This is a genomic window from Velazquezella soli, from assembly GCF_977018685.1.
Genome location: NZ_CDRNXF010000004.1, coordinates 550,278 through 574,152, shown reverse-complemented (window position 1 = coordinate 574,152; position 23,875 = coordinate 550,278). Strand labels below are relative to the sequence as shown.

Annotated in this window: 20 protein-coding genes and 1 pseudogene; 16 read left to right on the top strand and 5 right to left on the bottom strand. The window is 63.1% G+C overall.

Annotation, left to right across the window (positions count from 1 at the left end; all coding sequences use genetic code 11):
• Positions 1 to 4: 4 nt before the first annotated feature.
• Genes cobN through AC0JZ8_RS06370 form a run of 5 tightly spaced genes read left to right on the top strand, consistent with a single transcriptional unit; the run spans position 5 to position 6,765 of the window.
• Entirely contained in the window at positions 5 to 3,307 is a 3,303-nt protein-coding gene (gene cobN, locus AC0JZ8_RS06390; protein ID WP_471892091.1) for a cobaltochelatase subunit CobN, read from the top strand.
• The gene (cobG, locus tag AC0JZ8_RS06385) at positions 3,304 to 4,611 is read left to right on the top strand and encodes a precorrin-3B synthase (protein ID WP_471892090.1); all 1,308 of its coding nucleotides are present in this window, start codon (positions 3,304 to 3,306) and stop codon (positions 4,609 to 4,611) included. Before cobN ends, cobG begins: the two co-directional genes overlap by 4 nt.
• A 2-nt stretch (positions 4,612 to 4,613) precedes the next feature.
• The gene (locus AC0JZ8_RS06380; protein WP_062463575.1) at positions 4,614 to 5,243 is read left to right on the top strand and encodes a precorrin-8X methylmutase; all 630 of its coding nucleotides are present in this window, start codon (positions 4,614 to 4,616) and stop codon (positions 5,241 to 5,243) included.
• Positions 5,240 to 6,004 carry a precorrin-2 C(20)-methyltransferase gene (locus AC0JZ8_RS06375; protein WP_471892089.1) on the top strand — a complete coding sequence of 255 codons (765 nt, stop codon included), beginning with the start codon at positions 5,240 to 5,242 and terminating at the stop codon, positions 6,002 to 6,004. Before AC0JZ8_RS06380 ends, AC0JZ8_RS06375 begins: the two co-directional genes overlap by 4 nt.
• Positions 6,001 to 6,765: a precorrin-3B C(17)-methyltransferase gene (locus tag AC0JZ8_RS06370; RefSeq protein WP_471892088.1), complete on the top strand. Its 765-nt coding sequence runs from the start codon at positions 6,001 to 6,003 to the stop codon at positions 6,763 to 6,765. The genes AC0JZ8_RS06375 and AC0JZ8_RS06370 overlap by 4 nt, the downstream gene beginning before the upstream one ends.
• Here AC0JZ8_RS06370 and AC0JZ8_RS06365 read toward each other — a convergent pair.
• On the bottom strand, positions 6,729 to 7,496 hold the full coding sequence (locus AC0JZ8_RS06365) for a cobalt-precorrin-6A reductase (RefSeq protein ID WP_471892087.1): 768 nt from the start codon (positions 7,494 to 7,496) through the stop codon (positions 6,729 to 6,731). The genes AC0JZ8_RS06370 and AC0JZ8_RS06365 overlap by 37 nt on opposite strands.
• 1 nt (position 7,497) lies before the next feature.
• Here AC0JZ8_RS06365 and cbiE point away from each other — a divergent pair, with 1 nt between their 5' ends.
• From cbiE to cobM, 3 genes are read left to right on the top strand one after another with little or no spacing between them, the layout of a single operon-like run.
• On the top strand, positions 7,498 to 8,748 hold the full coding sequence (cbiE, locus tag AC0JZ8_RS06360; RefSeq protein ID WP_471892086.1) for a precorrin-6y C5,15-methyltransferase (decarboxylating) subunit CbiE: 1,251 nt from the start codon (positions 7,498 to 7,500) through the stop codon (positions 8,746 to 8,748).
• Positions 8,745 to 9,131, top strand: coding sequence for a cobalamin biosynthesis protein (locus AC0JZ8_RS06355; RefSeq protein ID WP_192088360.1), 387 nt, complete (start codon positions 8,745 to 8,747; stop codon positions 9,129 to 9,131). Before cbiE ends, AC0JZ8_RS06355 begins: the two co-directional genes overlap by 4 nt.
• Positions 9,128 to 9,916: a precorrin-4 C(11)-methyltransferase gene (gene cobM / locus AC0JZ8_RS06350; protein WP_184655616.1), complete on the top strand. Its 789-nt coding sequence runs from the start codon at positions 9,128 to 9,130 to the stop codon at positions 9,914 to 9,916. Before AC0JZ8_RS06355 ends, cobM begins: the two co-directional genes overlap by 4 nt.
• Here cobM and AC0JZ8_RS06345 read toward each other — a convergent pair.
• A complete protein-coding gene (locus AC0JZ8_RS06345; protein ID WP_471893332.1) occupies positions 9,886 to 11,001 on the bottom strand; it encodes a cobalt-precorrin-5B (C(1))-methyltransferase in 1,116 nt (371 codons plus the stop codon). The two genes, cobM and AC0JZ8_RS06345, sit on opposite strands and share 31 nt — an antisense overlap.
• A gap of 62 nt (positions 11,002 to 11,063) precedes the next feature.
• Between AC0JZ8_RS06345 and cobA the strand changes: the two genes are divergently transcribed.
• The 8 genes and pseudogenes from cobA (at position 11,064) to msrA (ending at position 21,482) form a co-directional block, all read left to right on the top strand.
• Positions 11,064 to 11,849, top strand: coding sequence for a uroporphyrinogen-III C-methyltransferase (gene cobA, locus AC0JZ8_RS06340; protein WP_471892085.1), 786 nt, complete (start codon positions 11,064 to 11,066; stop codon positions 11,847 to 11,849).
• Positions 11,846 to 13,159 carry a cobyrinate a,c-diamide synthase gene (locus AC0JZ8_RS06335; RefSeq protein WP_471892084.1) on the top strand — a complete coding sequence of 438 codons (1,314 nt, stop codon included), beginning with the start codon at positions 11,846 to 11,848 and terminating at the stop codon, positions 13,157 to 13,159. Before cobA ends, AC0JZ8_RS06335 begins: the two co-directional genes overlap by 4 nt.
• Positions 13,160 to 13,515: 356 nt before the next feature.
• Complete coding sequence (locus AC0JZ8_RS06330; RefSeq protein ID WP_062463547.1) at positions 13,516 to 15,105, top strand: ABC transporter substrate-binding protein; 1,590 nt, start codon at positions 13,516 to 13,518, stop codon at positions 15,103 to 15,105.
• 95 nt (positions 15,106 to 15,200) lie between these two features.
• Positions 15,201 to 16,208 carry an ABC transporter permease gene (locus AC0JZ8_RS06325; protein WP_062576949.1) on the top strand — a complete coding sequence of 336 codons (1,008 nt, stop codon included), beginning with the start codon at positions 15,201 to 15,203 and terminating at the stop codon, positions 16,206 to 16,208.
• Entirely contained in the window at positions 16,205 to 17,032 is an 828-nt protein-coding gene (locus AC0JZ8_RS06320; protein ID WP_471892083.1) for an ABC transporter permease, read from the top strand. Before AC0JZ8_RS06325 ends, AC0JZ8_RS06320 begins: the two co-directional genes overlap by 4 nt.
• Positions 17,025 to 18,668, top strand: coding sequence for an ABC transporter ATP-binding protein (locus tag AC0JZ8_RS06315; protein WP_471892082.1), 1,644 nt, complete (start codon positions 17,025 to 17,027; stop codon positions 18,666 to 18,668). The genes AC0JZ8_RS06320 and AC0JZ8_RS06315 overlap by 8 nt, the downstream gene beginning before the upstream one ends.
• 134 nt (positions 18,669 to 18,802) lie before the next feature.
• A pseudogene (locus AC0JZ8_RS06310) lies at positions 18,803 to 20,688 on the top strand (CocE/NonD family hydrolase); the annotation flags it as partial.
• 92 nt (positions 20,689 to 20,780) lie between these two features.
• Positions 20,781 to 21,482: a peptide-methionine (S)-S-oxide reductase MsrA gene (msrA, locus tag AC0JZ8_RS06305; protein WP_471892081.1), complete on the top strand. Its 702-nt coding sequence runs from the start codon at positions 20,781 to 20,783 to the stop codon at positions 21,480 to 21,482.
• Here msrA and AC0JZ8_RS06300 read toward each other — a convergent pair.
• From AC0JZ8_RS06300 to AC0JZ8_RS06290, 3 genes are all read right to left on the bottom strand, one after another.
• Positions 21,472 to 22,398, bottom strand: coding sequence for an alpha/beta hydrolase (locus AC0JZ8_RS06300; RefSeq protein ID WP_471892080.1), 927 nt, complete (start codon positions 22,396 to 22,398; stop codon positions 21,472 to 21,474). The genes msrA and AC0JZ8_RS06300 overlap by 11 nt on opposite strands.
• Before the next feature lie 77 nt (positions 22,399 to 22,475).
• Positions 22,476 to 23,099, bottom strand: a complete 624-nt coding sequence (locus AC0JZ8_RS06295; protein WP_471892079.1) for a class I SAM-dependent methyltransferase — start codon at positions 23,097 to 23,099, stop codon at positions 22,476 to 22,478.
• A 9-nt stretch (positions 23,100 to 23,108) separates the two neighbouring features.
• Entirely contained in the window at positions 23,109 to 23,777 is a 669-nt protein-coding gene (locus AC0JZ8_RS06290) for a pseudouridine synthase (protein WP_471892078.1), read from the bottom strand.
• Positions 23,778 to 23,875: the final 98 nt, after the last annotated feature.

Genomic DNA, 23,875 nt, shown 5'->3' with positions numbered 1-23,875 from the left:
AAGGATGCATATTCTCGCCACCACCTCGTCGTCGCTCGACGACCTGATCGAGCCGGTCGACCTTAACCAGTCGCCGGCGGATGTGGTGGTGCTGTCTTTTTCCGGCAGTGACCTGAACGGCATTGCAGCGGGTTGGAGCGATGGCAAGGCGAGCCTCTGCCTCACCAATATCTCCGACCTGCGCCATCCGATGTCCGTCGATCTGTGGCTCGAAAAGACCGCCGCCCACGCGCGCTTTATCCTGGTGCGCATTCTCGGCGGCTATGATCGCTGGGCCTATGGCGCCGATCAGCTGTCGCGACTGGCGAAGCGCAAGAAGATCCCGCTCGCGATGCTGCCAGGGGAATGCAGCATCAGCGACGACCGCCTGGCGGCTGCCTCGACAGTGCCCGATGCGACGCTGACGGACGTTCTTGCCTTCTTCCGCGAAGGCGGGCCGGACAATATGCAGCTTCTGGCGCGCCGCCTGGATGCCCTGGCAAGCGGCGACACGCAAAGCTTGCCGACCGCGACACCGATGCCGAAGCGGGGCTTCTACAAGCCCGGCCACGGCATCTCGACCGCCGATGAGCTTACTGCTGGTTTCCCGCCCGATGCGCAGCGGCTGCCGATCCTGTTCTACCGCTCCACCTTGCTTGCCAATGATGCGGCCCCGGTCGACGCGATGTACGAGGCGCTGGCCGCCCGCGGGTTCGCACCGATGCCGATGTTCGTCGGCGGCCTGAAGGATGCGGAAACCATCGGCTTTGTCGAACAGGCGATCGCAGAGCTCGATCCGGCCGCCATTCTCACCACGACCGCCTTTGCAAGTGCGACCGACGACAACGGCGACACGATTTTCGACCGCTCAGGGATTCCCGTCTTCCAGCTGGTCACCGCAACGACTCGGCGGGACGGATGGATGGAAGGCCGCCGCGGCCTCAACCCTTCTGATCTTGCCATGCATGTCGTGCTGCCGGAACTGGACGGCCGCATTCTCGCCGGCGCGATCTCGTTCAAGGCCGGCGACAAGACGGCCGATCTCATCAACCAGCCCGAACCTGACCGTATCGAACACGTCGCAGACCGGATCGCCGCCTTCCTTGCGATGAAGACCGTGTCCCGCGCCGAGCGAAAGCTCGTCATCCTGATGCCGGATTATCCGAATGCGCCGGGCCGCACCGGTTATGCCGTCGGCCTCGACGTGCCGCAAAGCGTTCTCACGATCCTCAGCACGCTATCGACAGCCGGCTACTCTATTTCCGATATCCCGCAAACCCCGCGCGCGCTTCTGGATCTTCTGGCCGCCAGGACAGTGCAATATCCGCTGGCAACCTACAGCCCTTCAGCTGGCATTGATTCCGCCTGGGGCGAGCCCGCAATGGATGCGGATCTGGAAGACGGTGCCTACCGTTTCCGCGCCGCGCAGTTCGGGAACGTCACGGTGGCGCTTGCCCCGGACCGCGGCCGCGATGCAGACCGCCGCGCCGACTATCACAGCCCCGACCTGCCGCCGCGCCATGCCCTCAATGCGTTCGGTCAGTGGATGCGTGATGCCGTGTGTGCCCATGCGATCGTTCATGTCGGCGCCCATGGCACGCTGGAATGGCTGCCTGGGAAAACCGTGGCGCTGTCGAAAGACTGCTTTCCGGAGCTTGTGACCGGTGGCCTGCCGGTCATCTATCCGTTCATCGTATCCAATCCCGGCGAGGCGGCGGTTGCCAAGCGGCGCATTTCCGCAGTGACCATCGGACACCTGCCGCCGGTTCTTACCGGTGCAGGCCTTTCGGTTGAGCAAACGAAACTCGAGCTGCTGGTCGACGAATACGCGCAGGCGGACGGGCTGGACAGGCGCCGCCGCGACCGGCTGGCGAAACTGATCGTCGAGACCGCGGGCGACTGCGGACTGGCATCGGAGGCCGGGATCACAGGGGATGACGACCCCGACACGGCGCTCAGCCGCATCGACGCGTTTCTCTGCGATCTCAAGGACTTCGCCATCAAGGACGGCCAGCACGTGTTCGGCGAAATCGCAGCCGGCGATGACGATCCGCTGCGGATCGCCAGTGCCGGCACCGAAATGCAGGCGCTGCTCGATGCTCTCGATGGCCGGCATATCCGCCCCGGACCGTCGGGTGCACCCGCCCGTGGACGCCGCGACGTGATGCCGACCGGCCGCAATCTCTACGCCAGCGATCCGCGCACCCTGCCGACCCCGACCGCGTTCGAGCTCGGCAAGCGCGCCGCCGACGAGATATTGCGTCGCTACCTTCAGGACCATGGCGACTGGCCGAAAAGCCTCGTCTTCGACCTATGGGGCAGCGCTTCGCTTCGAAGCGGCGGCGAGGAAGTGGCGCAGGTTCTGGCGCTGATGGGTGCGAGACCCGTACAGGACGCCGCGACCGGCCGCGTCACCGGTATCGAGGTTCTGGCGCCGGCCACGCTTGGCCGCCCGCGTATCGATGTCAGCCTTCGGATTTCCGGCCTGTTCCGCGACATGTTTCCGGCACTGATAGCACTTCTCGATGCGGCCATGCGGGCGATTGCCGCGCGTGAGGAAGCACCGGGTGACAATCCGCTGGCAGAGGATGCGCAGACGCTCGGCCATGTGCCCCCGCGCATCTTCGGTTCGGCCCCCGGCACCTACGGTTCCGGCATCGAGGAAAAGCTTGCCGACGGCAGCTGGGGCGAACGCGAGGAACTCGGCCGTCTCTATCTCGACGCCACCAGCCACGCATTCGGCGGTGCCGATGGCGACGGCGTCCACGTTCCCGGCGGGTTTGCCGAAAGAATCGGCAGCGCCGACCTTCTCGTCCATACCGGCGATGATCCCGGTCGCGATCTTCTCGACGGCTCCGCCGACGTTGCCTTTATCGGCGGATTTTCCGCAGCTGTGGCGGCTTTGGGCGGCAAGGCAGATATGATCGCGCTCGATACGACCGATCCGCAGAAGCCGAAAGCACGCTCCATTTCCGAGGCCGTGACCCGCGTCGTGCGCGCCCGTGCCGTCAATCCGCGCTTTATCGCCGGCCAGATGCGCCACGGTCCCCGCGGTGCAGCCGAACTGGTCGAAGCCGTCGACCGCTTGATCGGCTTTGCCGAGACCACCCACGCCGTTCCGCAATCGCTGATCGACGCGACCTATGACGCCTATCTGGGCGACGAGAAAGTCCGCGACTTCCTGATTTCCCAGAACCCCGAAGGCGCCCGCTACATGGGCCTGCGGTTCCGCGCGGCACTCGATCGCGGTCTCTGGCATCCGCGCCGCAACGCGGTGAATGCCGAGCTGGAAATGCTGGCCGAAGACTGCGAAAGGCTGGTCGCATGACAGTATTCGCACGCGACCGGGCCGATCTGGACATGAGACGCGGCGCCTGCCCTGCCCTGTCTGCGCCGATGATGACGGGCGACGGCCTGCTTGCGCGCGTGCCGCTGACCGCTGCAATTGCGCCGGAGCAACTCGCCGATCTCTGCCGTTTGGCAATGCGTCACGGCAACGGCATGATCGACATTTCCGCACGCGGCAACCTGCAGATCCGGGGACTCAGCGAAACTTCCGCGCCGCGTCTCGAGGCCAAGGTGCGAGCGCTGGACCTGCCGCTGCGCGATGGCCTTGCCGTCGAAGTGCCGCCGCTTGCCGGTGACGAAGCCACGGAGATTGTAGATCCGCGCCCGCTGGCAGACGCGATCAGAGACCGTGCCCGTGACATCAAAGGCCTTGCGCCAAAGATGTCTGTCATCGTCGATGGTACGGGTCGCCTGACACTGTCCGGGCTGATCGCTGATATAAGGCTGGTCGCCGTGGAGGCGGATAGCGAAATCCTCTGGAAGATCCTGCTCGGCGGCACCGAAGCTTCCGGGCGTGTTTTCAACGTTTTACGTGAAACAGAGGCCATCGAGGCGACCGTCTCTCTTCTCGAAAAGCTCGCCTCGCTTGGAAGCGATGCCCGCGGTCGTGACCTCGCTTCAGGTCTACCTGCCAACGATTTTACTGCCGCAACCATCTCCCCTTTCACGCTGCATGCCCTTTCAAACGGCACGTTCGCGACCGGCCTAGGCCCGGCATTCGGCCAGACCCATGCCGGAAACATGATTGCCCTCTGCACGGAAGCCACACGCCTGGACATCCGCACCGTCAAACCGGCGCTCGATCATTCGCTCCTGTTCTTCGGCAGCGAGACCGCGTGCCGCACATTGACGGCATTTGCCGCAGACACCGGTTTCGTGACGTCGGCTGCCGATCCGCGCGGTCATATCGCTGCCTGCACCGGACGCCCGGCCTGCCGTTCCGGCACCATTGCCACCCACGAGATCGCCACGCGCGCTGCCACAGAATGCGCCGATCTGCTGGACGGCTCGTTCAAGCTGCATGTGAGCGGCTGCCCTAAGGGCTGCGCCCATCCGCAAGCAACGGCACTGACGCTGTGCGGTATGCCGGATCACGTTTCGCTGCTTGCCTCGGCGAAAGCGAGCGGCCAACCCTTTGCTTCCATCGCGTTTGCCGATACCAACGCCACGCTTCGCCGCCTTGCCGCTCTCGTCGGATCGGAACGGCGATCGGGGGAAAATTCCGCTGCCTGCCTTGCCCGGATCGGTCCGGACCGGCTTTGTCAGGCGGCCATACCAGGATGACCATGACCAGTTACGACTATATCCACGAAGGCGATGCGATCTATCTGAAGTCCTTTGCGATCATCCGCGAGGAAGCCGACCTTTCCGCATTTTCGGAAGAGCAGGCGGATGTCGCAGTCCGCATGATCCACGCCTGCGGTCTGGTCGAGGCGGCCGAACATTTCCGCTTCTCCGACGACTTCGTTTCTGCCGCCCGCAATGCGCTGCTGGCCGGCAAGCCCATCTATTGCGACGCGTTCATGGTGGCGCAGGGGGTAACCCGTGCAAGGCTTCCGGCCGATAACGAGGTGATCTGCACCTTGCGCGACAGCCGCACGGTCGAACTCGCCAAAACAATCGGCAACACAAGATCGGCAGCGGCACTGGATCTGTGGGACGCGATGGAAGGATCGGTGGTCGCCATCGGCAATGCACCGACGGCCCTGTTTCACCTGCTGGAACTGCTGGATGCCGGCGCCCCGCGCCCAGCCGCAATCATCGGCATGCCGGTCGGCTTCGTGGGCGCTGCCGAATCCAAGGAAGCCCTGATGGAATCGGCGCACGGCATTCCCTATGCCGTGGTGCGCGGCCGCATGGGCGGCTCGGCCATGACGGCTGCCGCCGTCAACGCGCTGGCGAGGACAGGCCTTTGAGCCCCTATGGTACCAAAGGCAGGCTGATCGGCGTCGGCACCGGGCCCGGCGACCCGGAACTGATGACGCTGAAGGCGGTGCGTGCCATCAATGAAGCGGATGTGCTGGCTTTCTTCTGCAAGAAGGGCTCATCAGGCAACGGCCGCACGATTGTCGACGCGCATATCCGCCCGGGCACGATCGAACTGCCGCTGGTCTATCCGGTCACGGTCGAGACCCACAAGGACGAAGCCGACTACAAGACGCCGATCAACGATTTCTTCGATCGTTCGGCCGAGGAAGTGGCAGCTTACCTCGATGCCGGAAAGACCGTCGCGGTTCTGAGCGAAGGAGACCCGCTGTTTTACGGGTCCTATATGCATTTGCACGTCCGGCTGAAGGATCGCTATGAGGTGGATGTGATCGCCGGCGTCACCGCGATGTCCGGCTGCTGGTCGATGACGGGCCTGCCACTGGTGCAGGGAGACGATATCCTGAGCGTTCTTCCCGGCACGCTGTCTGAGGAAAAGCTGATCGAGCGTCTCGCCGATACCGATGGTGCCGTGATCATGAAGGTCGGGCGCAACCTCCCGAAGATCCGCCGGGCGCTGGCCGCAGTCGGCAAGCTTTCAGGTGCGCTCTATGTCGAACGCGGCACCATGGCCAACGGCGCCTCGGAGCGGCTGGAAACGCGCGACGAAAGCCCGGCGCCATATTTCTCCCTCGTGCTCGTTCCGGGATGGACCAACCGTCCGGGCCCCGATCATGGAGCGGCAGAATGACGGGATCGCTGACGGTCGTAGGCCTTGGCCCCGGAAGCCCGGACCAGATCACCCCGGAAGCAATGTCGGCCGTTGCGTCGGCGACCGATTTCTTCGGCTACTTCCCCTATATCGACCGGTTGAACCTGAGACCGGACCAACGCCGCCATGCTTCCGACAATCGCGAGGAACTGGCACGCGCCAAGGCAGCGATCGAGATGGCAGCGAGAGGCGGCAAAGTCTGCGTCGTCTCGGGTGGAGATCCCGGCGTCTTCGCGATGGCGGCAGCCGTCTGTGAAGCGATCGACGAGGGTCCTGCAGAATGGCGCGACATCGATCTTTCCATCGTGCCAGGCGTCACCGCCATGCTGGCGGTTGCCGCCAAGGCGGGTGCGCCTCTCGGCCATGATTTCTGCGCCATTTCGCTCTCGAACAACCTGAAACCCTGGGCCATCATCGAAAAGCGTCTCGTCGCCGCGGCAACGGCCGGCTTCGTCATGGCCTTTTACAATCCGATCAGCAAGGCGCGGCCGCATCAGCTGGATGAAGCCTTCGAGATCCTGCGCGCCAACCTGCCGGGCACGGTGCCGGTGATCTTCGGCCGCGCCGCCGGCCGGCCTGACGAGGCGATCCGGATCGTGCCCTTGGCGGAAGCTCAGGGCGACATGGCCGACATGGCGACCTGCGTGATCGTCGGCACGACAGAGACCAAGCTGATCGAAAGAACCGGCAACCGACCGATCGTCTATTCGCCGCGTTTCCTGCGGGAGAGCGTCCAGTGACGCACCCGGTCGACCAGCACGTCCACGCTTGTGGCAGACGGCACATCCGGCAGCTCGGGCCGTTCGATCAGGATGACGTCGATTCCGAGGCGCCGTGCAGCGCTGATCTTGGCCACACTGGCGCGACCGCCACTGTTTTTCGAGACGATCAGGTCGATGCCGTGCTCCTCGAGCAGCCGGATCTCGTCACCCTCGGAAAACGGCCCACGGGCAGTGATGTAGGTCACATCCGGCAGGTCCAGCGGCGGATCGACCGGATCGACGCTGCGCACCAGGTATCGATGCTGTTTTCTCACTTCGAAAGGCAGAAGTTCCTGCCGGCCGAGCGTCAGGAAAACCTTGCGCGGGGCGATATCAAGAACGGCAACCGCGGCCTCGATACTGCCGACCTCCTGCCACCGATCTCCGTCCTGACGCAACCAGGCGGGCCGTCGCAAAGCCAGGATCTCCACACCCGAGGACGCCGCGGCCTCGGCCGCATTGCGGGAAATCTGCGCCGCGAACGGATGCGTCGCGTCGATCAGCAGATCCACGCCCTTCTCACGGATGAAGGCATCGAGGCCGACAGCACCGCCGAACCCGCCGATCCGCACGGGCACTGGCTGTTCCGCCGGCGCTTTGGTGCGGCCTGCAAGCGAAACAAGGATCTGGTATTCCGGATCGGTCGCCAACCGGCCGGCCAAGGCCTTCGCCTCGGTCGTACCGCCCAGAATGAGGATGGAGTAAGTCAAGTTGCCTCCTGAATCAGAAGTGAGAGCTTTAAACCAAAGCCGCTGGCTGTCCATCGTCGGCATCGGCGAGGATGGCGTGAAGGGTCTCGGCGACAATGCCCGCGACGCGATCGCCGCCGCCGCATTTGTGTTCGGCGGAAAGCGGCATCTGGAGCTCGCCTCATCCCTCATCACAGGCGAATCACGGCCATGGTCGACGCCCTTCGATCCAGCGATGCGCGATGTCGTCGCGCTGCGTGGACGCAACGTCTGTGTGCTTGCCTCCGGCGATCCCTTCCTGTTCGGCGTCGGTGCAACGCTGTCACGCCATGTCCCGGCGGATGAATTCATCGCCTATCCGTCCTCGTCTGCATTTTCGCTCGCAGCATCGCGTCTCGGCTGGCCGCTGCAGGAGATCGAGACGGTCTCGCTGCATGGCCGTCCTCTGGATCTCATCCGCCCGCTTCTGCACCCAGGCCGGCGCGTGATCGCGCTGACCTCGGATGAGCGGGGCCCCGCGGAACTGGCGGCTCTCGTGACGGAGAGCGGTTTCGGGAAGTCGCAGCTGACCGTGCTGGAAGCGCTCGGCGGCCAAGCGGAGCGAATCCGCGTGGTGCAGGCGGACGGATTTGCATTGCAGGATATCAACGTGCTGAACGTCGTCGCGATCGACGTTGCTGCAAACGGTCCGGCGCGCATTCTGCCGCTGGGCTTCGGCCTTGATGATGCCCTGTTCGAGCATGACGGTCAGATCACCAAACGCGAGATCCGGGCCTTGACGCTGTCGGCTCTGTCGCCCCGGCGCGGCGAGCTGCTCTGGGATATCGGAGCCGGCTCCGGTTCGATCGGCATCGAATGGATGCTGGCCGATCCGTCGATGAAGGCGATCGGCGTTGAAGCCCATCCCGAGCGCGCCGCTCGCATCAAGCGCAATGCCGCACGCTTCGGCGTGCCGGGCCTCGTCGTGGTCGAGGGCGAAGCACCGTCGGCGCTCAATGGCCTCCCCCCACCGGATGCGATCTTTATCGGCGGCGGCGGCAGCGAACCTGGTGTCTTCGAGACGGCCGCTGCAGCGCTGAAATCAGGCGGCAGGCTCGTTGCCAACGCCGTGACGCTGGAGATGGAAGCGGTGCTGCTGACCGCAAAAGCCACGCTCGGCGGCAACCTCATCCGCATGGATGTCTCGCGGGCCTCACCCGTCGGGTCGATGCAGGGCTGGAAGCCGGCCATGCCGGTCACGCAGTGGACTTGGACAAAAGGAACAGAACCATGATCGTCGCCGGTTTGGGTTGCCGCAAGGGCACCACACGCGCAGACCTTCTGTCCGCTCTCGATGCGGCCTGCACTGAGGCCGGTATCATCAGGGGATCGATTGGGGCACTTGCCACCGGAGAGATCAAGCGGCAGGAACCCGGCATTCTGCAGCTGGCCGAAACGCTGGGCATTCCGCTTCACATCGTCAGCGACCAGGCGTTGCTCGACGCCGAGCCGAGAACGAAGACCGTTTCCCGCCACAGCCTTGCCCAGACGCCGTCATCCAGCCTGTCCGAAGGTGCGGCGCTTGCGGCTGCGGGAGAATGGTCCGAAATCATCGTGCCGCGGCTGATATCCCAGGGCGCCACCTGCGCCTTGGCGCAAACGAAAGACTATTCATGACCGTCCACTTCATCGGCGCCGGCCCCGGTGCCGCGGATCTCATCACCGTCCGTGGTCGCGATATCCTCAGCCGCTCGCCTGTCTGCCTCTATGCAGGCTCGATCATGCCGAAGGAACTGCTGGACTATTGCCCGGCCGATGCACGGATAATCGATACCGGCTCCCTGTCGCTTGACGATATCGAGGCCGAATATGTTGCCGCTCACCAGGCCGGCAAGGATATAGCCCGCCTGCATTCAGGCGATCTTTCGGTCTGGAGCGCCGTGGCCGAACAGATCCGCCGGCTGGAAAAGCACGGCATCGACTATACCCTGACCCCCGGCGTTCCCTCGTTTGCCGCCGCCGCGGCCGCGTTGCGGCGGGAGCTGACAATTCCCGAGGTCGCGCAAAGCCTCGTCCTCACACGCGTCTCCGGCCGCGCCTCGAAAATGCCCGAGGGAGAAACGCTGAAAGCTTTTGGTGCGACAGGTGCAACGCTTGCTATCCATCTCGCTATCCATGCACTCGACAGGATCGTCGAGGAGCTGATGCCGATTTACGGTCCAGACTGCCCGGTGGCGATCGTCGTACGTGCCTCGTGGCCGGAGGAGCGCATCATCACCGGCACGCTTGCCGATATTGCAGCGAAGCTGGCCGCAGAGCCGGCAGAACGCACCGCGCTGATCTTCGTCGGCAAAGGACTGGGAGCGAATGATTTCGTCGAGAGCCAGCTATACAATGCAGACTATGTACGGCGTTTCCGCCCCGGCTGGGATCAGCTCTCTGCGGCTAAGGACCCGGAATGATCGGACGGCGTGAATTCCGTTCGTCCGGCAAGCTGCCCGTGCCGGTCGAACACCAGGATCTCCAGCGCGATCTTAGGGTCGCCGAGCGACTTTGCGGCGGTCTTCCAGGCAAGCGCGGCAATGCGGTCACCGAGCTTCAGACCACGCGCGCCAGCCATCTCGAACGCCTGCGCGACAGTGTTTGCAGCGATGATCCGCGCAACGAGATCGGCATCGGCGCCAGCGTCTTCCGCCACCTTCGCAAGCGCTTCGAGATCGGCAAGCCCGCGCTTGGAATGCACGTCGAGCATGCCCTGGGCGAGCTTGGTCATCTTGGCGACGCCGCCGGCAACGGTTACCTTCGGCACCGGATGGCTGCGGATATATTTCAGCATGCCGCCGACGAAATCGCCCATGTCGATCAGCGCGACGTCGGAAAGGCCATGATAGGCCTGCGCCGCCTTTTCGGACGTATTGCCGGTGGCGCCGGAAATATGATCGAGGCCGGCCGCGCGCGCCACATCGATGCCGCGCCAGATGGAATGGATCCAGGCCGAGCACGAATACGGAATGACGATCCCGGTCGTACCGAGGATCGATATTCCGCCGACAATGCCGAGCCGGCCGTTGAGCGTTTTCTCGGCGATTTTTTCGCCGTCGGGCACCGAAATCTCCACCTCGAAATCGGCGCCCTCGCCGGCAACCTCTGTTATCGCCTGCGCAATCATCTGCCGTGGCACCGGGTTGATCGAGGGTTCGCCGGGTGGCAGCGGCAGACCGGGCCGCGTCACCGTACCGACGCCGGGTCCGGCCTTGAAGGTGATGCCGCTTGCGGGCGCGCCGCGCCGCACCGTGCTCATGATCAACGCGCCATGGGTGACATCTGGGTCGTCACCGGCATCCTTGATGATGCCGGCCTTCGCGAACCCCTCGCCCAGCTCTTCGATGGCCAGCGCAAAACCCGGCCGTTGACCGCCGGGCAGGGTCACCTCCACCATCGCCGGAAATTCGCCTGTCATCAGCGCCAGACAGGCAGCCTTCGTGGCAGCCGCAGCGCAGGTTCCCGTGGTCCAGCCACGTCGCAGGGTCTTGCTGTCAATATCGATGGCGGCTTCCATGGTCGTTTCTATAGCCCGGCCTTCACCGGCCGGCAAAAGGTTTGCACTCCATGCCCATGAATGAGTTGATCGAAACCATCGTCGAAGCACCGGAATTTGCGCCCGGCCATGTGTGGCTGGCCGGCTCCGGCCCCGGTCATCCGCGCTATCTGACGCTGGAAGTCGCCGATGCGCTGCAAAGGGCCGACGTGATCGTGCATGACGCGCTGGTCTCCGACGCCGTGCTGGCATTGGCGAAAACACGCGACATGATCTTCGTCGGCAAGCGCGGCGGCAAACCTTCGGTCGCGCAGGACGACATCACCGCGAGGCTGATCGAACTCGCGAGAACAGGCAAACGCGTGTTGCGTCTGAAGGGCGGAGACCCGTTTATCTTCGGCCGGGGCGGCGAAGAGGCCGAAGCGCTGGTGAAAGCCGATATCCCCTTCCGGATTCTGCCCGGCATGACCTCGGCCCTTGCCGCACTCGCCTGTGCCAACATTCCGGCGACGATGCGCGGCATCAGCCGCTCGATCACGCTTGCAACCGGACATGCCGCCGGCACGCCTGGCGATCTCGACTGGAAAGCTTTGGCAAAGACGGGCGAACCGATCGTCGTCTATATGGGTGTAAGCACGATCGGCACGATCGCGCGGCTTCTGATGGAGGGCGGATTGGCAGGCGATACACCCGTCGCGGTTCTGATGGCGGCAACCACACCCCAGGAGAGGTCGATGACTGCGACGCTTGCAACCGTTGAAGCAGAAGTGCAGCGCCAGGATTTCCAGGCGCCGGCGCTGATCGTGATCGGCAGGATCGTCGATATGCAGGCCGTCCTTTCGGGACCTGCATCATGACGGCCCGCGCCCTGATCATCGGCGCACCGCGCTCCGGCTCCGGCAAGACCAGCGTCACCATCGGCCTGTTGCGCGCCTTCCAGCGGCGGGGCATCAAGGTGCGCGGCATCAAGACCGGGCCTGATTATATCGATCCGGGTTTCCACGAAGCGGCAACCCGCCTGCCCGGGCTCAATCTCGACAGCTGGGCCATGGCCCCCGATCTTCTGCGGCATCTGGCACGCGGCCAGGCAGAGGATGCGGACCTGATTCTGATCGAAAGCGCCATGGGTCTTTTCGACGGCATTCTAGGCGAACCCGGTCGCTCAGGTGCCGCGTCCGATCTCGCGCGCCTTTTCGGCCTGCCGGTTCTGCTGGTGCTCGACGTGTCGGGACAGAGCCAGACGGCGGCGGCCGTCGCCTGCGGCTTCATGCATTATGATCCGACCGTGAAGATGGCCGCCTGCGTGCTCAACCGTGCCGGAAGCGAGCGCCACAGAAAGCTCTCCGGCGACGCCATCTCCGCGATAGGGCTGACCGTTGTCGGCACGATTTTGCGCGACCCCACGCTGACGCTGCCCGAGCGCCATCTCGGCCTCGTGCAGGCAAGCGAACATCCGCAGATGGACGCGCATATCGATCGGCTGGCCGATGCGATGGAACAGTCGCTGGATCTCGACGCGATTTTCGAGGCAGCACGTCCGTTCGATATCCCATCCGGTACGACCGAAAAGGCATTGCCTCCGCCGGGACAGCGGATCGCTCTCGCCGAAGACGCCGCCTTTACCTTTCTCTACCCGCATATCAAGCGGGAATGGCAGGCGATGGGGGCAGAGATCATCCGCTTCTCGCCGCTTGCCGACGAGGCACCGCCTGCCGACTGCGACGTCTGCTGGCTGCCGGGCGGTTATCCCGAACTGCACGCGGGGCGGCTTGCGGCGGCTGACACGTTCAAGACGGGGCTGAAGACCTTCTCGGAGACCAAGCCGGTTCACGGCGAATGCGGTGGTTACATGGTGCTTGGCGAAAGGCTGGAGGATGCCGACGGCGTCAGCCACACCATGACCGGCCTGCTTTCCCATTCCACGAGCTTTTCCAAGCGTAAGATGAACCTTGGCTACCGCCAGGCGCGCCTGATGAGAGAAAGTGCCATTGGTAAAATAGGCGACGTGGTGCGGGGCCACGAATTCCATTATGCTCGAGTGATCGAAGCCGGAACCGACCAACCTCTCGCTATGATTGCAGATGGTCGAGGCGACGAAATAGGTCCGTCGGGCGGTTTCCGGGGAAGGGTGACCGGCACGTTTTTCCATGCGATAGCGCGCGATTAGCAGGATTTGCATCCCTTTCGACAGGCGCCTAATTTTCGCAACCCATGGGGGGTTGCTAAATGTGTCGCATCGAAGGCACTTAATGTCGTAGCGAAGGCTCACCCACGCGGCAACGCGACCGTAATCTCCATCACGCCTCAACGGGCCTTCGATCGCTAAGCAGACTATTTCCCGAGGCATAGAGCTCGCACGATAAGAGCCGGGGACTGCATCAGAAAGGAAGTTATGTCGGCCGCAACCGAACCATTTCCCACGATCGACGGAATAATGCGCAAACCGCTGTGGAAGAGGAAACCCGGCGAGACAGCGCAGATAAAGAACGCAGAAAACTGCATCGAATAAAAGGGAACAGGGAAATGAACGATATTACGAAATACCTCGCTGGCCGTGTCACGACAGGTGGCATGAACCGCCGCGAATTCATGGGCCGCGCCATGGCAGCGGGCGTGACACTGGCTGCAGCAAGCCAGCTTTACGCAACCAGCGCCTCTGCGCAGGCCCCCAAGAAGGGCGGCAACCTAAAGCTCGGCCTCGAGGGCGGCGCAGCCACCGACAGCATCGATCCCGCCAAGGCGACCTCGCAGGTGATGTTCACCGCGGTCCGCACCTGGGGCGACACGCTGGTCGAAACCCATCCTGAAACCCGCGCGCCGGTTCCATCGCTTGCCGAATCCTGGTCGCCATCGCCGGACGCCAAGACCTGGACCTTCAAGATCCGCAAGGGTGTGCAGTTCCACGACGGCAAGGAAATGACCACCGACGACGTGGTCGCGACCTTGAAGCGCCATAGCGATAGCAAGACCGAATCCGGTGCAGCCGGCGTTCTGAAATCCATCAAGTCGATCGAAAACAAGAGCGGCGATCTGGTCGTGACGCTCGACAGCGGCAACGCCGACCTTCCCGCGATCTTCACCGACTACCATCTCGTCATCCAGCCGAACGGCGGTGTCGACGCGCCGAATGCCGGCATCGGCACCGGTGCCTACAAGGTCAAGAGCTTCGAGCCCGGCGTTCGCATGACCTTCGAGAAGAACACCAGCGACTGGCGTTCCGACCGCGGTTATGTCGAAACGGTCGAAATCATCACCATGAACGACGCAACCGCCCGTATCGCGGCCTTGTCGTCCGGCCAGGTGCAGTTCATCAACCGCGTCGATCCAAAGACCGTGCCGCTTCTGACGCGCGCCCCGACGGTGCAGCTTCTGACCACGTCCGGTGGCGGCCACTACGTTTTCATCATGCATTGCGACAAGGCGCCATTCGACAACAACGATCTGCGCATGGCCCTGAAACTGTCCATCGACCGCGAGGAAATGGTCAAGCGCATCCTCGGTGGCTACGGCAAGGTCGGCAACGACTTCCCGATCAACGACACCTATGCGCTCTTCCCCGAGGGCATCGAGCAACGCTCCTACGATCCGGACAAGGCGAAGTTCCACTTCAAGAAGTCAGGCCATAGCGGCTCGGTGCTTCTGCGCACGTCGGAAGTTGCCTTCCCTGGCGCTGTCGATGCGTCGGTTCTCTTCCAGCAGAGCGCGAAGAAGGCCGGTATCGACATCGAGATCAAGCGGGAGCCGGGTGACGGCTACTGGTCGAACGTCTGGAACGTGCAGCCGTTCTCGGCCTCCTACTGGGGCAGCCGCGCCACGCAGGACCAGTTCTATTCCGGCGCCTATCTGTCTTCCGCCGACTGGAACGACACCCGCTTCAAGAACGAGAAGTTCGACAAGCTGCTGATCACCGCCCGCGGCGAACTGGATGAAGCCAAACGCCGTGAAATGTACCGCGAGATGGCGGTGCTGGTGCGCGATGAAGGCGGCACGATCCTGCCGATGTTCAACGACTTCGTGAATGCGGCGTCGAAGAAGCTTCAGGGTTACGTCAAGGACATCGGCAACGACATGTCGAACGGCTATGTCGCGACCCGCGTCTGGCTCGACGCCTGATACCCGATAGGGGCTTGTCCAGCCCCGCCGATGAATATGGACCGCAGGAAAACCTGCGGTCTGAACCCTTCATTTCGGATACGGGATCGCGCCACATGTCCAATTCCACAGAGGCTGGCGGCTCGCCGGCCCGCAGCTTGAGAGAGCGCTTTCCGCTGCTGAGCATTATCGCCCAGCGCATGGTGCTTTCGCTGATCCTGCTTCTGGCAGTGTCGGCTCTGATTTTCGGCGGCGTCGAAGCGCTGCCCGGCGATTTCGCCTCCACCTATCTCGGCCAGTCGGCAACACCGGAAGCTGTCGCCAACATCACCGCCGAACTCGGCCTCGACCGGCCCCTTGTCACCCGCTATTTCGACTGGCTGGGCGGCGTGCTGCAGGGCGATTTCGGCACGTCCTGGGCAAGCCGCAATTCGGTCTCGGAACAGGTCGGCAACCGGTTGGGCAATTCGCTTTTCCTCGCGGCCTTTGCGGCCGTCATCGCCGTGCCGCTGGCGATCTGTCTCGGCATGCTCTCGGTGCATTTCCGCGATCGTATTCCCGACAAGATAATCAACGTGATCTCGCTCGCGGCCATCTCGCTTCCGGAATTCTTCGTCGGCTACCTGCTGATCCTCTATTTCGCCGTCAATTTCGGCATCGCTACCTTTCCGGCCACCGTCTATCAGGGCATGGGCTTTCTGGAGCGCCTCCAGACGATCGCCCTGCCGACCGCGACACTCGTTCTCGTCGTGCTCGCCCACATGATGCGCATGACGCGGGCGGCGATCCTCTCCGTCATGTCCTCGGCCTATATGGAAACCGCCGAGCTCAAGGGCCTGTCCGGCTGGCGCGCGATCGTCAAGCATGCGGCACCCAATGCGCTTGCCCCGATCATCAACGTCGTAGCGCTGAACCTCGCCTATCTCGTGGTTGGCGTCGTCGTGGTCGAGGTGGTGTTCGTCTATCCCGGTATGGGCCAGTACATGGTCGATGCGGTGACCGTGCGCGACATGCCGGTCGTCCAGGCCTGCGGCCTCATCTTTGCAGCCGTCTACATCCTACTCAACATGGTGGCGGACATTCTTGCGATCATCGCCAACCCCCGTCTGAGGCATCCACGATGAGATTGAGAGAGATCCCCATCACCGCCTGGGTCGGCCTGTTCGGCATCGCGCTCGCTGTTTTCTGCGCCCTGTTCGCGCCCTGGATTTCCCCTTACGGCGAGACCGAAGTCGTCGGCAATGTCTGGCAGGAGGCCGATGCGCAATTCTTCTTCGGCCTCGACAATCTCGGCCGCGATATCCTGTCGCGCCTGATCTTCGGTGCGCGCACGACGCTGATTGTCGCTTTGGCGGCAACCGTGATTTCCTTTTCGCTCGGGATCATCCTGAGCTTTACCGCCGCCGTTTCCGGTGGCCTCGTCGATACGGTGTTTTCCCGCTTCAACGACCTTTTGATGTCGATCCCGACGCTGATCTTCGCGCTCGTGGTGCTGGCCGTGCTGCCGCAACACCTGATCGTGCTGATCCTGGTGATGGCGATCCTTGATTCCACCCGCGTCTACCGGCTTGGCCGGGCCGTGGCGCTGGATGTCGCCGTGATGGAATTCGTGGAAGCGGCGAAGCTCCGCGGTGAAGGCAAGATCTGGATCATCTTTCGCGAAATTCTGCCCAATACGCTCTCGCCGCTGCTGGCCGAATTCGGCCTGCGTTTCGCGTTTGCGATCCTATTTCTCTCCACCCTCTCCTTCCTTGGGCTCGGCATCCAGCCGCCGACCGCCGACTGGGGCGGCATGGTGAAGGACAACAAGGACGGCATCATCTTCGGCATTCCCGCGGCCTTGGTGCCGGGAACGGCGATTGCGGCTCTCGCCGTCTGCGTCAACCTCGTGGTCGACTGGCTCCTGAAGCGAACCTCCAGCCTGAAGGGAGGCCGCGGCGATGCATGAAGCTCAATCTCATCTCCTCTCCGTCCGTAACCTCAAGATCGAGGCAACAAGCTATCCACCGGGTGAGCCGCCAAAGCGCATCACCATCGTCGACGACGTGTCCTTCGATCTCGCCAAGGGCAAGGTTCTTGGCCTGATCGGCGAATCCGGCGCCGGCAAATCGACGATCGGGCTCGCGGCTTTAGGCTACGGCCGCGGCGGTGCCGAAATCACCGGCGGCGAAGTGAAACTTGACGGCACCGACATCCTGCAACTGGGCAAGGGCGGCATCCGCAAGCTGCGCGGCGCCCGCGTCTGCTATGTCGCGCAATCGGCAGCTGCCGCATTCAACCCCGCCCACAAGCTCGGCGACCAGGTTATCGAGGCGACTGTCAAGCATCGCCTGATGAGCAAGGAAGATGCTCGCGAGCGCGCTGTCTACCTGTTCCAGGTTCTCGGTCTGCCGAACCCCGAAACCTTCGGCGACCGCTTTCCGCACCAGGTTTCCGGCGGCCAGTTGCAACGCGCCATGACGGCTATGGCGCTCTGCTCCAACCCTGACCTGATCGTGTTCGACGAACCGACGACCGCGCTCGACGTGACGACCCAGATCGACGTTCTCGCGGCGATCAAGCACGCGATCGAGGAAACCGATACGGCAGCGCTCTACATCACCCACGATCTGGCCGTCGTCGCGCAAATCTCCGACGACATCATGGTGCTGCGCCACGGCAAGATGGTCGAATACGGTCCCGTGCAGCAGATCATCGAGGCTCCGAGACAGGATTACACAAGGGCTCTGGTCAATGTGCGCCAGGCAGCCCGCGAAGAGGCAAAAGACCAGACCGAAGCCGTTCTCAGGGTCGATCATGTCAGCGCCCAGTATTCCAACGGGTTCAAGGTGCTGCACGACGTTTCCCTGCATCTGTGCAAGGGCCAGACGCTCGCGGTCGTCGGCGAATCCGGCTCGGGTAAGTCGACGCTGGCGCGCGTCATCACCGGCCTGTTGGCGCCTAGCAGCGGCGCGATCACCTTCGAGGGCCGGCCGCTGACGCCGTTGCTGAAAAGCCGGCCGAGAGACGACCTGCGCCGCATCCAGCTGATCTACCAGATGGCCGATACGGCCATGAACCCGCGCCAGACGGTGCGCGACATCATCGGCCGTCCGCTGACCTTCTATGACGGCCTGCGTGGCTCGGCCAAGACCGCACGCGTCAAGGAACTGCTCGACCAGATCGAGATGGGCACCGGCTTTATCGATCGCTATCCGGCTGAGCTTTCCGGCGGCCAGAAGCAGCGCGTGGCAATTGCCCGCGCCCTTGCCGCAAGGCCCGAGCTCATCCTATGCGACGAACCCACATCGGCGCTCGATCCGCTGGTGGCGGAAGGGATCCTGAAGCTGCTGATGAAGCTGCAGGAAGAACAGCAGCTGTCTTATCTGTTCATCACCCATGACATCGCAATCGTGAAGGCAATCGCCGACTCGGTCGCCGTCATGCATCGCGGCAAGCTCGTCCGCTTCGGGCCGAAATCCCAGGCGCTGTCGCCACCGTTCGACGACTATACCGACCTTCTCCTCAAATCCGTGCCCGAGATGCAGCTCGGCTGGCTGGAGAAGGTCTTGACGACACGGCGGATGGAAAGCGCGGGAAATTGAAGATCGATATTTGAGAGCGCATGACCATGACTGACCGTTCCTTCACCGTCATCGAGAACCAGTGGATCAGGCTAAAGGACGGAACCCGTCTTGCCGCCCGCATCTGGATGCCTGACAATGCAGACGCCGATCCGGTGCCGGCCGTGTTTGAGTTTCTGCCCTATCGCAAACGGGATGGAACCAGCCCGCGCGACGAATCCACCTATCCGGTGTTTGCGGCAGCAGGCATCGCCGGCGTTCGCGTCGATATTCGCGGCTCCGGGGAATCCGACGGCGTCATCGACGGTGAATATACCGAGCTGGAGCTTGCCAATGCCTGCGAGCTGATCGCCTGGATCGCAGAACAGCCCTGGTCGAACGGCAGCGTTGGCATGATGGGCATTTCCTGGGGCGGCTTCAACTGCCTGCAGGTGGCGGCGCTTCGACCACCAGCGCTCAAGGCCGTGATCTCGATCGCCTCGACCGCTACAATGACGACATCCATTACAAGAATGGCTGCCACCTGTCGGCCCAGCTCTCCTGGGCCGCCACCATGCTCGCCTACCAGTCGCGCTCGCCGGATCCCGATATCGTCGGTGATCGCTGGCTCGAGATGTGGATAGAGCGGCTGGAAAACGAACCGTTCTTCCTGGAGGAATGGCTGTCCCACCAGCGCCGCGACGGGTTCTGGAAACATGGCTCCATCTGCGAAGATTATGCGGCTATCGAAATTCCAGCTCTCGTCATTGCCGGCTGGGCCGACGGGTATCGCAACACGCCGCTGCTCGCCGTCGAAGGGCTCGGCGACAAGGCGAAGGCACTGCTCGGCCCCTGGGTTCACAAATATCCGCATTTCGCCTGGCCGAAACCGCGCGCCGATTTTCATGGTGAGGCGATCGCTTTCTGGAACCGCTGGCTGCGGGGTGAGGAGAACGGCATAGAAACCCTGCCCCAGGTTCGCGCCTATATTCTCGACGGCCCGAAACCGGCGGTGCGGCGCGATGTCGATCCGGGCTTCTGGGTCTCCAAGCAGCACTGGAGCGCACCGGAAAGCGAGTGCTTCTACGTCGACCAGTTCGGCTCGCTGCTGGAGGGGATGCCGATCCCGCATGCACCGGCGCACGAGATCTATCTGAAGTCACCGCTCGACACCGGAACGGCGGCCGGCGAATGGTTTACCCTCAAACCCGACGCGGAACTCGCCGGTGACCAGCGCAGCGACGATGCCGGATCGTTGGTCTTCCAGACAGCGCCGCTTGCCACGGCCAAAACCTTTCTCGGACGCCCGAGCATCACCTTGACGCTCAGCGCCGACGCCGAGCTTGCCAATCTTTGCGCCCGGATCGTCGATATCCATCCCGACGGCACCGCGACCCGCGTCTCCTTCGGCGTGATCAACCTCGCCCATCGCGACGGCAATGAGGATCCGCAACCGCTCATTCCCGGCCAGCCGGTCGAAATCCGCCTCGATCTCGATGCCTGCGGCTACCGGTTCGGGGAGGGTCACCGAATCCGGCTATCGCTCTCGACCGCCTACTGGCCGATGATCCTGCCGCCACCTGTCGATCCCGGTGTGGCGATCGATATCGCCTCGCTCGGGCTTGCCATGCCGCTTCTCGGCGATCACCAGACATTCGAGATGAAGCAGCCGGCGAACCCGGATCCGCTGCCGAAATATATCGAGCACGCGCCGTCCACTACCCGCCGCAGCGTCACCCGTGACCTTGCTGAAAACCAGACGCGCTACGAAGTGGCTGAAGACACAGGCCTGTTCGAACATCCGGGCACCGGCCTTTCCACCCGGCAGTTGCGCGAGGAGACCTGGTCGATCGACCCGACCGATCCGCTGTCGATGACGGGCACTTCGGTCTGGACCTGCGACATGAGGCGCGACCGGTGGTCCGTCCGTACCGTCTCCACGGCAAAACTCGCCTGCACGGCAACCGACTGGCTGATCAGCGCTTCGGTCCTTGCCTATGACGGAGAGAAGAAGATCTTTGAAAAGACCTTCGAGAAGGCCATTCACCGCGATCACATGTAGGCGTCGCCCGCCGTGGCTGGCGGCCTACGCCGATGTGATTTGACGCCGGGCCGGTATCCCTGAGACAGTCCATGCGAACAGGAGGAGTTCTCATGGCAGTCTTCGCAAATCGTCTGGCGGCGGCAATGTTTTGCGCCGTCGTGATGGCGTTTCCGGCATCGGCGCTGCGTGCGCAGGAGGCCGCCGTTGCCATTCCTGCACCGACGATCGACGAAGCCGCGAAGGGCAATGTCGAGAAGGCCATCTTCGCCGGCGGCTGCTTCTGGGGCGTTCAGGGCGTCTTCCAGCATGTGAAGGGCGTGAGCAACGCCGTTTCCGGCTATTCCGGCGGCGACCAGAAAACTGCTACCTATGAGACGGTAAGCTCGGGCAAATCGGGCCATGCGGAAGCCGTGGAGATCACCTTCGACCCGAAGCAGGTAAGCTACGGCAAGCTGCTGCAGATCTTCTTTTCCGTCGCCCACAATCCGACCCAGCTGAACTACCAGGGTCCTGACCGCGGGACGCAGTACCGCTCCGCGATCTTCATCACCAGCGACGATCAGAAAAAGGTAGCCGAGGCCTATATCGCCCAGCTCGATGCGACGAAATTGTATCCCGCACCCATCGTCACGGAAATCTCCAGGCTCTCCGCCTTTTATCCGGCCGAGAAATACCACCAGGACTTTCTGACGCTAAACCCCAGCTATCCCTATATCGTCTATAACGACATGCCGAAGATCGATAATCTCAAGGCGATCTTCCCAAGTGCATTCCGCGCCGATCCGGTTCTGGTGTCAAAGGCTAAGAGCTAGCCGCCGCCATCTGCCGCACGGCCTCGCAGAGCGCCACGAAACCGCTGCGCGCGCCAGCACTCATGTGGCGGGCACGCAGCCAGGCATGCACCATCTGCGGCTCCTCGCGGAATGTCGCATCGACGCCCGCCTCTCGTAACCGCTGCGCATAGAGTTCGCCATCGTCCCGCAACGGATCGAAATGCGCAACGGTGATATAGGCCGGCGGCAGGCCGGATAGGTCGCGGGCCAGAAGCGGATGCGCGACGGGTTCGATCTCTGGCGCTTTGAGGACTGCCCGGTAATAGGCGACATCGGCCGTGGTGAGCCCCGGCGCATAGGCCATCTCGCGGTAAGACCCAGACACCAGATCGCCGCCGAGCGCTGGATAGATCAGCACCTGGCCGGCAATCCCCGACAGTCCTTCGTCCCGCGCGCGCAACGCAAGGCCCGCCGCAAGATTGCCGCCTGCGCTGTCGCCGATCAGCACGACCTTTCGCCCCTCGCCTAGAAGCTGCTTCAGCACACCGAAACAATCGTCCGTCTGGGCCGGCCAGACATGTTCGGGCGCAAGCCGGTAATCGACCGAGACCAGTTCCGCCTGCGCGAAATCGGCAATCTCCGCACAGATCGCGTGGTGGCTATCCAGCGACCCGACCACGAACCCGCCGCCATGCATATAGAGGAGAACAGTTTCGCTACTGATCATCGCGGGTCGGTAACGCCTGATCGGCACGACCAGCATTTCGTCCTGAAACGTCAGACCCTGCGGCAGCGGCTGGTCGAAGCGGGCGCAGAGCGCATCATACCAGGCCCGCTGCTGTGCAATCGGCGCATCCACAGCGTCGGCAGGATAAAATCGATCGCAGATATCGAGAAATTCGAGGATCCCCGGCTCTTCCGGAAACGGGCCGGACTTCTGGTCGCTCTCTGACATCGGCAAGGCACTCCCAAGGAATGCGGGATACTATGCGCAACCGTCGCCACAGGGCAACAACCGGGAGCCACGAACGCCTACTCGCCGGTGATCTTCGCCTTGACGAACACATCGTAGCGGGTGCTTTTCCCCAATATCTGATGGGACGGTTTGCGCACGCCCGCCATCGGCTCGGCGCGCAACGGCCACTTCAGCACGACCCGGTTTTGGGCCGCCTCCAGCGCGACCTGCATGAGCTGCACCGAATCCGCATCGGTCCCGACGATATCCCGGATCAGCCGCATCTCCTTCTTTACGAGAGCGGTTTTGTCACGCGGCGGATGCATGGGATCGATCAGGATCACCTGCGGGTTCATCTGCGGAAGGAGAACGCAGGAATCCCCATGCACAAGTGTCATCCGCGAGACCGTCTCCGCAATACGCCCGCCTTCCGCCCGCGCCCGTTCGAGCCCTTCCAGAAGCAGCGCATGCATCGTCGCGGATCGCTCGATCAGCGTGACGCGCGCGCCGAGCGATGCCAGCAGAAACGCATCCCGCCCGAGGCCTGCCGTCGCATCGACGACGTCAGGGATCGTGCCGCTCGAAAACCCGACGGCCTTCGGCAGGTCCTGTTTGCGGCCCTCGCCGGAGCGGAAACGGTGGCCGACCGCGCCGCCGACAAAATCGACGATCAGGGGCGTTTTCTCGAGGTTTTGTGCCAATGTCCGATCTCAGAAAGGCGTTGGAGCGGTGAACGTGACGTCCGAACCGTCAGGATGGCGGAAGCTTAGTTCTTCGGCATGGAGAAGCAAACGGTTCGCAGCCAGAAGCGCATCGCCATCCGCATAGAACTCGTCGCCGAGGATGACGTGGCCGAGCGCTTTCATATGCACGCGCAGCTGATGAGTGCGTCCCGTCAGCGGAAACAGCCGGAGACGCGTCCTGTTTGCGCCGTATTCCATCACCTGCCAGCGCGTCTGGGCAGGCTTGCCGTGATCGGTGTCGACGCGGTGGCGCGGCTTGTTATCAGGATCGATCGCCAACGGCAGGTCGACCAAGCCTTCCGCCTGCTCGAGCCTTCCCCAGACTTCGGCCACATAGGATTTTCGCGTGGTGCGCCCTTCAAACTGCGCTGCAACAAGCGCATGTGCCAGGCGGTTGAGCGACATCACCACGACACCGGATGTATCCTTGTCCAGCCGGTGCACGATCAGCGCCTCCGGATACTCTTTCTGAACCCGCGTCAAAAGACTGTCCGAGAGCGCCGGATGCCGCCCAGGCACCGACAGCAGGCCGCTCGGCTTGTTGAACACAAGCAGATGCGCATCGCGGTGCAGCAGCGAAAGATAGGGATCCTGCGGCGGGTTATAGATCGGATCGGCATCTGAAAGCGCGTTCATGGCGACCCTCTACCAATGATTCCGTTAGGGTGAAAGGTCCTCGACAGCGCTCGGCAGCAACCCGATGGTGAAATGCGGGCCGAAACACTTGCAAATCC

Excerpts from the sequence above, each read along its gene's own strand:
- cobA (WP_471892085.1), top strand. The coding sequence starts at position 11,064 with ATGCCCATGAATGAGTTGATCGAAACCATCGTCGAAGCACCGGAATTT.
- AC0JZ8_RS06315 (WP_471892082.1), top strand. The coding sequence starts at position 17,025 with ATGCATGAAGCTCAATCTCATCTCCTCTCCGTCCGTAACCTCAAGATC.
- AC0JZ8_RS06290 (WP_471892078.1), bottom strand. The coding sequence starts at position 23,777 with ATGAACGCGCTTTCAGATGCCGATCCGATCTATAACCCGCCGCAGGAT.
- AC0JZ8_RS06330 (WP_062463547.1), top strand. The coding sequence starts at position 13,516 with ATGAACGATATTACGAAATACCTCGCTGGCCGTGTCACGACAGGTGGC.
- AC0JZ8_RS06325 (WP_062576949.1), top strand. The coding sequence starts at position 15,201 with ATGTCCAATTCCACAGAGGCTGGCGGCTCGCCGGCCCGCAGCTTGAGA.
- cobG (WP_471892090.1), top strand. The coding sequence starts at position 3,304 with ATGACAGTATTCGCACGCGACCGGGCCGATCTGGACATGAGACGCGGC.
- AC0JZ8_RS06320 (WP_471892083.1), top strand. The coding sequence starts at position 16,205 with ATGAGATTGAGAGAGATCCCCATCACCGCCTGGGTCGGCCTGTTCGGC.
- AC0JZ8_RS06380 (WP_062463575.1), top strand. The coding sequence starts at position 4,614 with ATGACCAGTTACGACTATATCCACGAAGGCGATGCGATCTATCTGAAG.
- msrA (WP_471892081.1), top strand. The coding sequence starts at position 20,781 with ATGGCAGTCTTCGCAAATCGTCTGGCGGCGGCAATGTTTTGCGCCGTC.
- AC0JZ8_RS06370 (WP_471892088.1), top strand. The coding sequence starts at position 6,001 with ATGACGGGATCGCTGACGGTCGTAGGCCTTGGCCCCGGAAGCCCGGAC.
- AC0JZ8_RS06355 (WP_192088360.1), top strand. The coding sequence starts at position 8,745 with ATGATCGTCGCCGGTTTGGGTTGCCGCAAGGGCACCACACGCGCAGAC.
- cobM (WP_184655616.1), top strand. The coding sequence starts at position 9,128 with ATGACCGTCCACTTCATCGGCGCCGGCCCCGGTGCCGCGGATCTCATC.
- cobN (WP_471892091.1), top strand. The coding sequence starts at position 5 with ATGCATATTCTCGCCACCACCTCGTCGTCGCTCGACGACCTGATCGAG.
- AC0JZ8_RS06335 (WP_471892084.1), top strand. The coding sequence starts at position 11,846 with ATGACGGCCCGCGCCCTGATCATCGGCGCACCGCGCTCCGGCTCCGGC.
- AC0JZ8_RS06300 (WP_471892080.1), bottom strand. The coding sequence starts at position 22,398 with ATGTCAGAGAGCGACCAGAAGTCCGGCCCGTTTCCGGAAGAGCCGGGG.